The 12,777-nt window shown below is 49.0% G+C and carries 14 protein-coding genes; 8 read left to right on the forward strand and 6 right to left on the reverse strand.

Going from position 1 to position 12,777, the window contains the following annotated elements:
* Nucleotides 1–264 precede the first annotated feature (264 nt).
* From fabI to D9597_RS12680, 3 genes are all read left to right on the forward strand, one after another.
* Entirely contained in the window at nt 265–1,053 is a 789-nt protein-coding gene (fabI, locus tag D9597_RS12670) for an enoyl-ACP reductase FabI (protein WP_000506490.1), read from the forward strand.
* 143 nt (nt 1,054–1,196) lie between these two features.
* Nucleotides 1,197–2,324 (forward strand): CMD domain-containing protein, encoded by a 1,128-nt coding sequence (locus tag D9597_RS12675; RefSeq protein ID WP_130222761.1) that lies wholly within the window; start codon nt 1,197–1,199, stop codon nt 2,322–2,324.
* A 67-nt stretch (nt 2,325–2,391) separates the two neighbouring features.
* Nucleotides 2,392–4,326 carry an exoribonuclease II gene (locus tag D9597_RS12680; protein WP_130222763.1) on the forward strand — a complete coding sequence of 645 codons (1,935 nt, stop codon included), beginning with the start codon at nt 2,392–2,394 and terminating at the stop codon, nt 4,324–4,326.
* 63 nt (nt 4,327–4,389) lie between these two features.
* Here D9597_RS12680 and D9597_RS12685 read toward each other — a convergent pair whose 3' ends face one another.
* Entirely contained in the window at nt 4,390–4,512 is a 123-nt protein-coding gene (locus D9597_RS12685) for a hypothetical protein (RefSeq protein WP_130222765.1), read from the reverse strand.
* A 53-nt stretch (nt 4,513–4,565) separates the two neighbouring features.
* On the opposite strand from D9597_RS12685, the gene pdeR reads away from it, so the two are divergent.
* The 4 genes from pdeR (at nt 4,566) to osmB (ending at nt 8,201) form a co-directional block, all read left to right on the forward strand.
* The gene (gene pdeR / locus D9597_RS12690) at nt 4,566–6,551 is read left to right on the forward strand and encodes a cyclic di-GMP phosphodiesterase (protein ID WP_130222767.1); all 1,986 of its coding nucleotides are present in this window, start codon (nt 4,566–4,568) and stop codon (nt 6,549–6,551) included.
* A gap of 148 nt (nt 6,552–6,699) precedes the next feature.
* Entirely contained in the window at nt 6,700–6,873 is a 174-nt protein-coding gene (gene yciZ, locus D9597_RS12695; protein WP_130208833.1) for a protein YciZ, read from the forward strand.
* 93 nt (nt 6,874–6,966) lie between these two features.
* Entirely contained in the window at nt 6,967–7,716 is a 750-nt protein-coding gene (locus D9597_RS12700; protein ID WP_130216058.1) for a DNA-binding transcriptional regulator YciT, read from the forward strand.
* 266 nt (nt 7,717–7,982) lie between these two features.
* A complete protein-coding gene (gene osmB, locus D9597_RS12705) occupies nt 7,983–8,201 on the forward strand; it encodes an osmotically-inducible lipoprotein OsmB (protein WP_000498252.1) in 219 nt (72 codons plus the stop codon).
* Nucleotides 8,202–8,326: 125 nt separating this feature from the next.
* On the opposite strand, the gene yciH is transcribed toward osmB, so the two are convergent.
* From yciH to pgpB, 5 genes are all read right to left on the reverse strand, one after another.
* Nucleotides 8,327–8,653, reverse strand: coding sequence for a stress response translation initiation inhibitor YciH (gene yciH / locus D9597_RS12710; protein WP_064527234.1), 327 nt, complete (start codon nt 8,651–8,653; stop codon nt 8,327–8,329).
* The gene (pyrF, locus tag D9597_RS12715) at nt 8,653–9,390 is read right to left on the reverse strand and encodes an orotidine-5'-phosphate decarboxylase (RefSeq protein WP_130222769.1); all 738 of its coding nucleotides are present in this window, start codon (nt 9,388–9,390) and stop codon (nt 8,653–8,655) included. The genes yciH and pyrF overlap by 1 nt, the downstream gene beginning before the upstream one ends.
* A gap of 192 nt (nt 9,391–9,582) precedes the next feature.
* On the reverse strand, nt 9,583–10,752 hold the full coding sequence (gene lapB, locus D9597_RS12720; RefSeq protein WP_130222771.1) for a lipopolysaccharide assembly protein LapB: 1,170 nt from the start codon (nt 10,750–10,752) through the stop codon (nt 9,583–9,585).
* Nucleotides 10,753–10,758: 6 nt separating this feature from the next.
* On the reverse strand, nt 10,759–11,067 hold the full coding sequence (lapA, locus tag D9597_RS12725) for a lipopolysaccharide assembly protein LapA (RefSeq protein ID WP_130208843.1): 309 nt from the start codon (nt 11,065–11,067) through the stop codon (nt 10,759–10,761).
* 148 nt (nt 11,068–11,215) lie between these two features.
* Nucleotides 11,216–11,980, reverse strand: coding sequence for a phosphatidylglycerophosphatase B (pgpB, locus tag D9597_RS12730; protein ID WP_130222773.1), 765 nt, complete (start codon nt 11,978–11,980; stop codon nt 11,216–11,218).
* Nucleotides 11,981–12,148: 168 nt separating this feature from the next.
* Here pgpB and ribA point away from each other — a divergent pair, with 168 nt between their 5' ends.
* Nucleotides 12,149–12,739, forward strand: a complete 591-nt coding sequence (ribA, locus tag D9597_RS12735; protein WP_130208847.1) for a GTP cyclohydrolase II — start codon at nt 12,149–12,151, stop codon at nt 12,737–12,739.
* The last annotated feature ends 38 nt before the right edge of the window (nt 12,740–12,777 follow it).

Genomic DNA, 12,777 nt, shown 5'->3' on the forward strand with positions numbered 1-12,777 from the left:
TCCGCGTCTGTTTTATCATCAAACTTACCGGAAGTAATACGAATAGTTTTAAAGCCAGACGCTATAAGATATTTCCACAATCGGCCCCTTGCAGGCGTCGCAAAATGCTCTGGACTGCTGATTCTCTCCGGTACAGAAAGCGCAACTATAGCCACCCACAGCCAGGTTGATTATAATAACCGTTTATCTGTTCGTACTGTTTACTAAAACGACGAATCGCCTGATTTTCAGGCACAACAAGCATCAACAATAAGGATTAAAGCTATGGGTTTTCTTTCCGGTAAGCGCATTCTGGTAACCGGTGTTGCCAGCAAACTGTCCATCGCCTACGGTATCGCTCAGGCGATGCACCGCGAAGGAGCTGAACTGGCATTCACCTACCAGAACGACAAACTGAAAGGCCGCGTAGAAGAATTTGCCGCTCAATTAGGTTCTGACATCGTTCTGCAGTGCGATGTTGCCGAAGATGCCAGCATCGACACCATGTTCGCTGAACTGGGTAAAGTTTGGCCGAAATTTGACGGTTTCGTACACTCTATTGGTTTTGCACCTGGCGATCAGCTGGATGGCGACTATGTTAACGCCGTAACGCGTGAAGGCTTCAAAATTGCCCACGACATTAGCTCCTACAGCTTCGTTGCAATGGCAAAAGCTTGCCGCTCCATGCTGAATCCGGGCTCTGCTCTGCTGACCCTTTCCTACCTGGGCGCTGAGCGCGCTATCCCGAACTACAACGTTATGGGTCTGGCAAAAGCATCTCTGGAAGCTAACGTGCGCTATATGGCTAACGCGATGGGGCCGGAAGGTGTGCGTGTTAACGCCATTTCCGCAGGTCCGATCCGTACGCTGGCCGCTTCCGGCATCAAAGACTTCCGTAAAATGCTGGCACACTGCGAAGCCGTTACGCCGATTCGTCGTACCGTTACCATCGAAGATGTGGGTAACTCCGCAGCGTTCCTGTGCTCCGATCTCTCTGCCGGTATCTCCGGTGAAGTGGTCCACGTTGACGGCGGTTTCAGCATCGCTGCAATGAACGAACTGGAACTGAAATAATCGTTCTGTTGGTCAAGATGGGCGGCGTTCTGCCGCCCATTTTCTCTGTTATACCTTTCTGATATTTGTTATCGCCGATCCGTCTTTCTCCCCTTCCCGCCTTGCGTCAGGATAACGATTTCCGTTATGACCAAGGAGCGCCCATGGAACAACGCCATAGTTCAGGCAAAAGCCACTGGTATCATGAAATCCAATCCAGCACTTCAGAGCATAACGTTCTGCCACTTGTACCCGAAGCCGCAAAGGTCAACGACCCTTTTTTGCTCGACGTGATTCTTGAGGAACAAACGCTGGCCCCCTTTCAGTCATGGCTGGCACCCGCACGTGCACTCGCCGGAGCGTTGTTCCCGGATCAGCTGGCCGTGACCCGCTTGCAGACATTCACCGCTTATGAACGCCTGTCTACAGCCCTGACGGTTGCTCAGGTCTGCGGCGTCCAGCGGTTGTGCAACTACTATTCCGCGCGCCTGACACCACTTCCCGGACCGGATCCCTCCAGGGAAAGTAATCATCGGCTGGCGCAAATCACACAATATGCCCGCCAACTGGCCTTCTCTCCATCTATTATCGACGGTCGGTCCCGTGAGCATCTTAAAGATGTCGGCCTTACCGCCTGGGACTGTGTGTTCATTAACCAAATTATTGGCTTTGTCGGTTTTCAGGCGCGAGTGATTGCCACATTGCAGGCTTATCTCGAGCAACCCGTTCGTTGGCTACCCGGTCTGGAGATGCAAAACTACGCCGATGCCTCACTGTTTGCGAATGAATCAACTCGCTGGCGTACCTGCTACGCCGTAGAAAAATTACCTGAAGATGCGGTGAATAGTTCGTCGGTTGAACTCAGCCAACTGACCGAAATACTCAATCTTCACCCAGCTCTACTTTCACGCCTTGAGGAGCTATTCGCCAGCACATTGGTTAGCGCCAAAACCAACCATCAACTTGCGACGTTGTTAACCGCGCGGATTAATGGCAGCACCGCTTGCTTCGCTAGCCAAACATATTCAACAGCAGAATATAAAGAGGCAATCCTCATTCTACGTCAGGGCGAAAATGAAATTAATCGGTGGGCTGATAGCCATTGTGTTGAGCGCGCTACCGTTCAGGCGATACAATGGCTGACCCGAGCACCCGATCGCTTTAGCGCCGCCCAGTTCAGCCCATTACTCGAACACGAAATATCATCAACGCAGGTTATTAATTTGTTGGTATGGAGCGGGCTTTGTGGCTGGATCAATCGCTTAAAAATCGCGTTGGGTGAAACATATTAACCTTGCTGCGTCAGACAGAATCGCGTAAAACTGTCAGCCGCTCTAATGGCCACCAAAATAGACAATTATGTTTCAGGACAACCCGCTGCTAGCGCAGCTTAAACAGCAACTGCATTCCCAGACGCCCCGCGCTGAAGGGGTGGTAAAAGCCACTGAAAAAGGCTTTGGCTTCCTGGAAGTCGATGCACAGAAAAGTTATTTCATTCCGCCGCCGCAAATGAAAAAAGTGATGCATGGCGACAGAATTATCGCAGTCATCCACAGCGAAAAAGATCGTGAATCTGCCGAACCAGAAGAACTGGTTGAACCTTTTCTAACCCGCTTCGTGGGTAAAGTTCAGGGCAAGAATGACCGTCTGGCCATTGTCCCTGATCATCCATTATTGAAAGATGCCATTCCTTGCCGCGCAGCCCGTGGCCTGACACATGAATTCAAAGAAGGCGACTGGGCAGTTGCCGAAATGCGCCGTCATCCATTGAAAGGCGATCGTTCTTTCTATGCAGAACTCACGCAGTACATCACTTTTGGCGACGATCACTTCGTGCCGTGGTGGGTAACTCTGGCGCGTCATAACCTGGAAAAAGAAGCGCCGAACGGCGTTGCTACTGAAATGCTCGACGAAGGTCTGGTGCGCGAAGATCTGACTGCACTGGATTTTGTCACCATCGATAGCGCCAGCACGGAAGATATGGATGACGCCCTCTTCGCGAAGGCGCTCCCGGATGACAAACTGCAACTGATCGTGGCGATTGCCGATCCAACCGCGTGGATTGCAGAAGGTAGTAAACTGGACAAAGCGGCAAAAGTTCGTGCATTCACCAACTATCTGCCAGGTTTCAACATCCCAATGCTGCCGCGTGAGCTTTCCGACGATCTCTGCTCACTGCGCGCCAATGAAGTTCGCCCGGTACTGGCGTGTCGGATGACGCTCTCCGCAGATGGCACCATTGAAGACAATATCGAGTTCTTTGCCGCAACCATCGAGTCCAAAGCGAAACTGATTTATGACCAGGTTTCCGACTGGCTGGAAAACACCGGCGACTGGCAGCCAGAAAATGAGGCCATTGCCGAACAAATTCGCCTCCTGGCGCAAATTTGTCAACGTCGCGGCGAGTGGCGCCATAACCATGCACTGGTGTTTAAAGATCGCCCGGATTACCGTTTTATTCTCGATGAAAAAGGTGAAGTGCTGGATATCGTCGCCGAGCCTCGTCGCATTGCCAACCGTATTGTCGAAGAAGCGATGATCGCCGCTAACATTTGTGCGGCCCGCGTACTGCGCGATAAGCTCGGTTTTGGCATCTATAACGTGCATATGGGCTTTGATCCGGCAAATGCTGAAGCGCTGGCAGCATTGCTAAAAACGCACGGTCTGCATGTCGATGCTGAAGAAGTGCTCACGCTGGATGGTTTCTGCAAACTGCGTCGCGAACTGGATGCGCAACCGACCGGTTTCCTCGACAGCCGTATTCGTCGTTTCCAATCCTTTGCCGAAATCAGCATTGAACCAGGCCCTCATTTTGGCCTCGGCCTGGAAGCGTATGCCACCTGGACCTCACCGATCCGTAAATATGGCGATATGATCAACCATCGTCTGCTAAAAGCGATCATTAAAGGCGAAACGGCGACGCGTCCGCAGGATGAAATCACCGTCCAAATGGCAGAGCGTCGTCGTCTTAACCGGATGGCGGAACGTGATGTCGGTGATTGGTTATACGCACGCTTCCTGAAAGACAAAGCCGGGACCGACACCCGTTTTGCGGCGGAAATTGTCGATATCAGCCGTGGCGGCATGCGTGTGCGTCTGGTTGATAACGGCGCTATCGCTTTTATTCCTGCGCCTTTCTTACACGCTGTGCGTGATGAACTGGTTTGCAGTCAGGAAAATGGCACCGTGCAAATTAAAGGTGAAACGGTTTACAAGGTAACCGATGTTATCGACGTCACTATTGCCGAAGTTCGTATGGAAACTCGCAGCATTATTGCTCGTCCGGTAGCGTAATATTCTTTTGCGGCCCATTCATTACGGATGGGCCGTTTACTTGACTCGTCTCCGCATTCATTTTTATCCCCCCAGATTTTTTTCACAGACTTTCGTTTGTAAACTGGCGTTTTTCCAAAACTGGATTACAAATAAATATATAAATAAAACAATACGTTTAGCCATCGCTAATTTTATGTAATTCATGTTGGACCTTTCTTTTAATCGCGAACTCCGCTGTTAACCGGAAGACACGCTTCATGAAAACAGTTAGGGAGTCCACAACGTTGTACAACTTTCTCGGATCGCACAATCCATACTGGCGTTTATCGGAAAGCAGCGATGTTTTGCGCTTTTCCACCACCGAAACCACAGAACCTGAACGTACTTTGCAGTTATCTGCCGAACAGGCTGCTCGCATCAGGGAAATGACGGTCATCACTTCCAGCTTGATGATGAGTCTGACCGTCAATGAGAGCGATCTTTCTGTGCATCTGGTTGGACGAAAAATCAATAAGCGCGAATGGGGCGGCAACGCGTCTGCATGGCATGACACACTGGCAGTAGCCCGCGATTTATCGCATGGACTCTCTTTTGCTGAACAGGTAGTGTCTGAAGCTCATTCCGCGATAGTCATTCTTGACAGCCGGGGAAATATCCAACGGTTTAACCGATTATGTGAAGAATACACAGGTTTCAAAGAGCACGATGTCATTGGGCAAAGCGTATTTAAGCTGTTTATGAGCCGTCGTGAAGCTGCAGCATCCAGCCGCAATAACCGTGGCTTTTTTCGCAGCGGTAATGCTTATGAAATTGAGCTCTGGATACCAACGCGCAAAGGTCAACGGCTATTTCTGTTTCGCAACAAATTTGTGCACAGCGGTAGCGGCAAAAATGAGATCTATTTAATCTGTTCCGGCACCGATATTACCGAAGAGCGTCGCGCCCAGGAACGACTTCGCATACTGGCAAATACCGACAGCATCACTGGACTACCGAATCGTAACGCCATGCAGGCGTTAATCGATCATGCCATTGATCAAGCTAACGACTGTAAGGTTGGTGTTGTATATCTTGATTTAGACAATTTTAAAAAGGTAAACGACGCTTACGGGCATTTATTTGGCGACCAGTTATTACGTGAGGTGTCACTGGCCATTTTAAGCTGCCTTGAACAGGATCAGGTGCTGGCGCGTCCTGGCGGGGATGAGTTTCTGGTACTAGCACCCAATACTTCACAAAGCGCACTGGAAGCGATGGCATCGCGTATTTTAACCCGACTTCGCCAACCCTTCCGCATTGGTTTAATTGAAGTCTATACCGGCTGTTCAGTCGGTATTTCACTTTCGCCACAACATGGTATGGACAGCGCTGCCATTATTCGCCATGCCGATACCGCAATGTACACCGCAAAAGAAGGTGGGCGCGGACAGTTCTGTGTTTTTTCGCCAGAAATGAACCAACGGGTTTTCGAATATCTTTGGCTTGATACCAACCTGCGTAAGGCGCTGGAAAACGATCAGTTAGTGATTCATTATCAACCGAAAATCACCTGGCGCGGTGAAGTACGAAGCCTGGAAGCGTTGGTGCGCTGGCAGTCGCCTGAACGCGGACTCATTCCCCCGTTAGACTTTATTTCCTATGCCGAAGAGTCTGGACTAATTGTTCCATTAGGACGTTGGGTGATTCTCGATGTGGTGCGTCAGGTGGCGAAATGGCGTGATAAAGGCATTAATCTGCGGGTAGCGGTTAACATCTCTGCGCGCCAGTTTGCCGATCAAACTCTTTTTACCGATCTGAAGCAGGTTCTTCAAAAACTGAATTTTGAATACTGCCCTATTGATATCGAGTTAACTGAAAGCTGTCTGATAGAAAATGATGAACTCGCCCTCTCCGTTATCCAGCAATTTAGTCAGTTAGGCGCGCAAGTGCATTTGGATGATTTTGGCACCGGCTATTCTTCGCTTTCGCAACTTGCCCGCTTTCCCATTGATGCGATTAAACTTGACCAGGCTTTTGTCCGTAATATTCACAAACAACCTGTCTCGCAGTCATTAGTGCGCGCGATTGTCGCCGTCGCCCAGGCATTGAATCTGCAAGTCATCGCAGAAGGCGTGGAAAGCACAAAAGAAGATGCCTTTTTAACCAAAAACGGCATCAATGAGAGGCAGGGATTTTTGTTTGCCAAACCAATGCCTGCCGTGGCCTTCGAGCGCTGGTTTAAACGTTATCTAAAGCGGTCATAAAGAGACGGATATAAACATTTAACGATACATAATCTCATTATTTATCACATTTCCGAATGATAATTAGCCTTTGCCACTATACGCTTCTCTTTTAGTGGCAATTTTTGCATTATTCATTTTTGCCTTTATTTGCCATAAGGATGCCCTCATGTCTGAATTTGATGCCCAGCGCGTTGCCGAACGTATTGATATTGTGTTAGATATCCTTGTGGCGGGCGATCACCACTCTGCGATCCATAATCTCGAGATACTAAAAGCAGAACTCTTGCGCCAGGTTGCTGCATCTACGCCAGACATCCCGAAGGCACCGTGGGAGATTTAACAGTCGTGCTTTCAGGCTTTCCATTTAGCAGAAAAGGATGCCAGGCGCGTCAGCTTTTTTATTGAATATTATAACGTTATAAGAATTACAGCGATGAATTCCCGACAACAAACAATTCTACAGATGGTCATTGACCAGGGTCAGGTTAGCGTAACCGAACTGGCAAAAGCCACTGGTGTTTCTGAAGTTACTATTCGCCAGGATCTCAACACCCTCGAAAAACTGAGTTATCTGCGCCGCGCGCATGGTTTTGCAGTTTCGCTTGATAGCGATGATGTTGAAACCCGGATGATGAGTAATTATACGTTGAAGCGTGAACTTGCCGAGTTTGCGGCCTCTCTGGTTCAGTCAGGTGAAACTATCTTTATTGAAAATGGCAGCAGCAATGCCCTTCTGGCTCGCACGTTAGGCGAACAGAAGAAAGATGTTACCATCATTACGGTTAGCAGCTACATTGCGCATTTGTTGAAAGACGCGCCCTGTGAAGTCATTCTACTTGGTGGCGTGTACCAGAAAAAAAGCGAAAGCATGGTTGGCCCTCTGACACGTCAGTGTATCCAGCAGGTTCATTTCAGTAAGGCATTTATTGGTATTGATGGCTGGCAACCTGAAACTGGATTTACTGGACGCGACATGATGCGTACCGACGTAGTCAATGCCGTGTTGGAAAAAGAGTGCGAAGCAATAGTTCTGACGGACAGCTCAAAATTTGGTGCCGTACATTCTTACTCCATCGGCCCTGTTGAGAAAATCAAACGGGTCATTACCGACTCGAAGATACCTGCCAGCCACCTGTTGCATCTTGAGCATAATAGACTGACGGTTCACGTCATCAACAATTAATTTCCCCTCCTCTACGGATGATTTGCACTTTCGCAAATCATCCGCTCTAAGATGATTCCTGGTTGTTAATTAAGACTATTTACCTGTCCTTAAAACTTCAAAGTTGTAAACTTAACATTAGCGATATAACAGGAAGTGACTGTCACCTGCGTGATATAACCCTGCGCGAGAGGATTTCACGGAAAATAACTTTTTCAGAAAGCGTCTTAACTATTATAGTTAAAGAGAGCTTACTTCCGTGAATCATAAATTCAGGAGAGAGTATTATGTTTGTAACGAGCAAAAAAATGACCGCGGCTGTTCTGGCGATTACGCTGGCTATGTCTCTGAGTGCCTGTTCTAACTGGTCTAAACGAGATCGTAATACCGCAATCGGTGCGGGTGCAGGTGCTTTAGGTGGCGCAGTACTGACTGATGGCAGCACGCTGGGTACGTTAGGCGGTGCAGCAGTCGGTGGTATTATCGGTCACCAGGTCGGTAAATAATCGTAAATAAATGTCGATTAGCGACTCGCAATTATAATACGCTTAACTCTGTTCAGTACGAAATAACTGAATAATACACACAGTAAAATAAACGAAAGCCACGAATATTTTCGTGGCTTTTTTTGTTAACCGCCGGCGAGTTTTACCTTCATGCCTTTCGCTTCAAGCATTGATTTTAATAAATCACGCTTATCTCCCTGAATTTCGATAATTCCTTCTTTTACTGACCCTCCGCAGCCGCATTTTTTCTTCAGTTCTGCCGCTAGCTTTATCAGTTCAGCTTCATCGAGATCAACACCTGTAATCAGGCAAACACCCTTACCTTTGCGGCCGCTGGTTTGACGTTGAATACGCACAACGCCATCACCTTTAGGGCGTACAGGGGCTACTTTCGGTTCATCGATACGTCCAGTCTCCGTTGAATAGACCAGACGGCTGTTGGAATCACTCATTATGCACTCCGCTGTAACGAGGCGTTGATCGCTTTCAGCGTTTGCGCTGGATCCGCAGATTGCGTCACCGGGCGACCAATCACCATATAATCAACCCCAGCTGCCAGCGCCTGTTCTGGCGTCATAATACGGCGCTGGTCTCCAGCATCACTCCCCTGCGGACGAATACCCGGCGTAACCAGTTTGAAGTCCTGACCAAACGCTTGTTTAAAACGAACGGCTTCCTGGGCAGAACACACCACGCCATCAAGACCACATTTTTGTGTCAGCGCCGCCAGATGCTCTGCATAATCCGCTGGTGACAGTGTCACGCCGAGATCCGCCAGATCGCTTGATTCCATGCTAGTCAGCACAGTTACCGCTATTAACAACGGCGCGTCTTTGCCAAACGGAACCAGCGCCTCACGAGCTGCGGTCATCATACGCGCCCCGCCAGAGGCATGAACATTCACCATCCACACACCTAAGTCAGCCGCTGCGGCCACGGCGTGCGCTGCTGTGTTGGGAATGTCGTGAAATTTCAGGTCAAGGAAGATATCAAAACCACGCTCTTGCAGTTCACGGACAAACTGTGGCCCAAACAGCGTAAACATCTCTTTGCCAACTTTCAGACGACAATCGCGTGGGTCGATTTTGTCGACAAATGCCAGCGCAGCATCACGATTATTATAATCAAGGGCAACAACGACGGGAGAACGCGTAACAGCGCGGGAAGAAGATGAAGCAGTTAACGTCATGACCAGACCTTCTTGATGATGGGCACCGGAAGTGGCGCGAAAAAGGTAAACGGCGTGCATTCTACCCGTGGAAATAAAAAATTAACAGTTGCGATTTCTCCCCTGTCAGGCTTTTCCATACAGGAGTTACCGAAGCACATTTGTTGATAACAGCTATTAGTATGTTGTAACTAAAGTTGATTTTTTTTAAAACTACAGGCCGTCCAGACCACGAATTGGTTTAATGGTCGACCAGGCCCGACAGGACGGACAATGCCAGTAAAGGGTATAAGCGGTAAAACCACACTTCTGGCAGCGATAACGCGGCTTACTGCGTACCTTCTCACCAACCATATCGCGCAGCACCATCAGGCTCTCTTTTGCACGCCCTTCTTCCGCTTCATTGAGGTGGTAATCCATCAATTTGTGGAACACGCGCATGGTTGGGTGACGTTGCAACTGGCGCGTAATATAAACCTGAACTGCATCGCTCCCGTCACGCGATTCAATGATGTCAGCAAGCATCAGTTCAGCATCAGCACCCGTATTTTCTTCCACCGCTCGCTGGAGAAACTCTGCCCATTCGGCAGTTTTACCCAGTTGCTGATAGCAGGTTTGCAGCATTTCCAGCGTTTCGCTGACCAGTTCTCTGTCCTGAGAAATAACGCGTTGCAGGCTTTCGACGGCTTTGCCGTACTCGCCTTTGGCCATAAACACACGCCCCATCATGATGGATACGCGCGCGCTGTTTTTGTCGGCCGCCGCCCCTTTTTTCAGCAACGTCATGGCACGATCGAGATCTTCGCTGGCAATGTATTGAAGAGCTAATTCACAATAGAAATGAGCTATTTCGACCCGCTGTTTATCTTTACCCAGTTTAACCAAACGTTCGGCGACATCGATCGCCTTTTGCCATTCACTGGTGGCCTGGTAGATTTGCAGGAGTTGTTGCAAAGCGCCAACACGGAAGTCAGTTTCATCAGTCAATTGATTAAACATATCTTCCGCACGATCGTACAATCCGGCAGCCATGTAATCACGCCCCAGTTGCTGAATTGCCAACAGGCGCTGTTCATAGGTCAGCGAGGCGCTTTCCATTAAAGTTTGGTGGATGCGAATTGCACGATCGACTTCGCCACGGGATCGGAACAAGTTTCCGAGCGTAAGGTGGGCTTCAACGGTGCCGGTATCCTCTTTGAGCATATCGAGGAACAGGTCCACCGCCTTATCTTGTTGATTGCTAAGCAGAAAGTTAACCCCCGCCACGTAATCACGTGACAGGCGATTGGCTTCATCTTGCTTGTTTTGTTGCGCACTTCTGCGGCCCATATACCAGCCATAGGCAGCGGCTACAGGCAAAAGCAGAAACAACAACTCCAGCATAGAAGGTTATTCCTTCGCCACTGACGCATGCGGCGCTACCGCCACATCAGTCGCGGGTGAAAGCTGGTTTTCCAGTCGCTTTATTTTACGTTCAGCACGCGCCAGAGAAACACGAACTCGCAGCCAGAACAGTCCGCAAATTAACCAACCGATAGCAAAACCCGCAGCAAACAATACCGCCAGCAAAGTAGAGATACGATACTCCCCTTGCGCTAACAGATAGTTAAACGTCACCTGTTGATCGTTCTGCGCACCTAACGTGACCGAAATCACGAAAATCGCCAACACCAATAAGAAAATGAGTAAATATTTCACATTACTTCCCGTTATGTGGTTAGAGCGCATAAATTATGGTCAACTTACCGCAATAGCCCTTTAAAGTACCATTTTCACGCCGACTGCGAAATGGCAACTACGTGCATTGTTGGTGATTTAAGGGCGAAAATCAGAAAATCAACCAGCGTTAACTTTCTTCTTCTCGTTGCGCTATCTCACGATTTTCTTCCGGAGGTGGTGTTAATGGCCCACAAATTCGTTGTGCAAGCCAGGTTGCCACCGCCACCAGCGCCCACGAAATCAATGTAGCCACCACCAAATCACGCGGCCAATGCATCCCGAGCAGTAGGCGGCTTCCCATGACTCCCGTGGCCCAAACCAGCAAGAGTGCAATGGTGAACGTTCGCCGACGCGGCCACAGTAACCCAACGGCCAGCAGCGCCCAACTGGCAGCAAACATCGTGTGACCGGAAGGAAAGGCAAATCCCGTCTCTTTCTGCCAGTGAGAGCGTAAATAGCCCGGTATATTATTTTCTGCAGCCAACTGTTCTTTCACTAAACTTCCGCGTTCCGCACGTTTTAAAGTGTAGAACTCCTCAACCGGAATATGATGTGTTTTTTCCAGCCATATCACAAAGGGGCGCGGCTCCTGAACTTTATCTTTTATCCAGGATTTCACGCCTTGTCCAATGAGGATCGCCGCAGCCAGAATGGTAAACAGCATAATTGCGGCTTTGAGGCGAAAACGCAGACACCAGAGAAACCAAGCGAATAAAATCAGATGTGTAATGACGCCCCAAGGCTGAGTAACGGTTTCAGTGACCCAAAAGGCCGCTTTTAACAGCCAACTTTGATCTCCTGGTTGCCAACGCCAGCCAGAAATCCATACAGCTACCGGCATTACAAGTAATAGTGCAGCTCCCACTGCGGTACGTCTGGCAATCGAACGCATGGCCTCTCCTTTTTATAATTCCCACAATCATAACTGAAAATGCCTGCTCCAGTAAAAATTGACAGATTTGTGCCATTCAGTGAACGATTGGCGCGTCGTGATTAGGAGAACCCCTTCGCGTTATGGCAAAATAAGCCAATACAGAACCAGCATTATCTGGAGAATTTCATGCAGCTTAAACGTGTGGCAGAAGCCAAACTGCCAACCCCCTGGGGCGATTTCCTGATGGTGGGATTTGAAGAACTGGCAACCGGACACGATCATGTCGCGTTAGTTTATGGCGACATTTCAGGACATACTCCTGTCCTGGCACGCGTCCATTCTGAGTGTCTGACCGGTGATGCCCTGTTCAGCTTGCGCTGCGATTGCGGCTTCCAGCTTGAAGCGGCACTGACGCATATTGCCGAAGAAGGCCGTGGTATTTTGCTGTACCACCGTCAGGAAGGACGTAACATCGGTTTGTTGAATAAAATCCGTGCTTATGCGTTACAGGATCAAGGTTACGATACTGTAGAGGCCAATCATCAGTTAGGTTTCGCCGCTGATGAACGTGATTTCACCCTCTGCGCCGACATGTTCAAGTTACTGGGCGTTAATGAAGTCCGTCTGTTAACCAACAACCCCAAAAAAGTCGAAATTCTGACCGAAGCAGGTATCAACATTGTTGAGCGCGTGCCGTTGATTGTTGGCCGTAACCCAAATAACGAACACTATCTCGATACTAAAGCCGAGAAAATGGGCCATTTGTTCAACAAATAACCCTGTTCGCTACAGACTTAATATATTTGCCGGATGAT

This window comes from Escherichia sp. E13S3, from assembly GCF_004212325.1.
Classification (GTDB): domain Bacteria; phylum Pseudomonadota; class Gammaproteobacteria; order Enterobacterales; family Enterobacteriaceae; genus Escherichia.

Bases quoted from the DNA above. Each gene is read 5' to 3' on its own strand.
- fabI (WP_000506490.1), top strand. From the start codon at position 265: ATGGGTTTTCTTTCCGGTAAGCGCATTCTGGTAACCGGTGTTGCCAGC.
- D9597_RS12675 (WP_130222761.1), top strand. From the start codon at position 1,197: ATGGAACAACGCCATAGTTCAGGCAAAAGCCACTGGTATCATGAAATC.
- D9597_RS12680 (WP_130222763.1), top strand. From the start codon at position 2,392: ATGTTTCAGGACAACCCGCTGCTAGCGCAGCTTAAACAGCAACTGCAT.
- D9597_RS12685 (WP_130222765.1), bottom strand. From the start codon at position 4,512: ATGAATTACATAAAATTAGCGATGGCTAAACGTATTGTTTTATTTATA.
- pdeR (WP_130222767.1), top strand. From the start codon at position 4,566: ATGAAAACAGTTAGGGAGTCCACAACGTTGTACAACTTTCTCGGATCG.
- yciZ (WP_130208833.1), top strand. From the start codon at position 6,700: ATGTCTGAATTTGATGCCCAGCGCGTTGCCGAACGTATTGATATTGTG.
- D9597_RS12700 (WP_130216058.1), top strand. From the start codon at position 6,967: ATGAATTCCCGACAACAAACAATTCTACAGATGGTCATTGACCAGGGT.
- osmB (WP_000498252.1), top strand. From the start codon at position 7,983: ATGTTTGTAACGAGCAAAAAAATGACCGCGGCTGTTCTGGCGATTACG.
- yciH (WP_064527234.1), bottom strand. From the start codon at position 8,653: ATGAGTGATTCCAACAGCCGTCTGGTCTATTCAACGGAGACTGGACGT.
- pyrF (WP_130222769.1), bottom strand. From the start codon at position 9,390: ATGACGTTAACTGCTTCATCTTCTTCCCGCGCTGTTACGCGTTCTCCC.
- lapB (WP_130222771.1), bottom strand. From the start codon at position 10,752: ATGCTGGAGTTGTTGTTTCTGCTTTTGCCTGTAGCCGCTGCCTATGGC.
- pgpB (WP_130222773.1), bottom strand. From the start codon at position 11,980: ATGCGTTCGATTGCCAGACGTACCGCAGTGGGAGCTGCACTATTACTT.
- ribA (WP_130208847.1), top strand. From the start codon at position 12,149: ATGCAGCTTAAACGTGTGGCAGAAGCCAAACTGCCAACCCCCTGGGGC.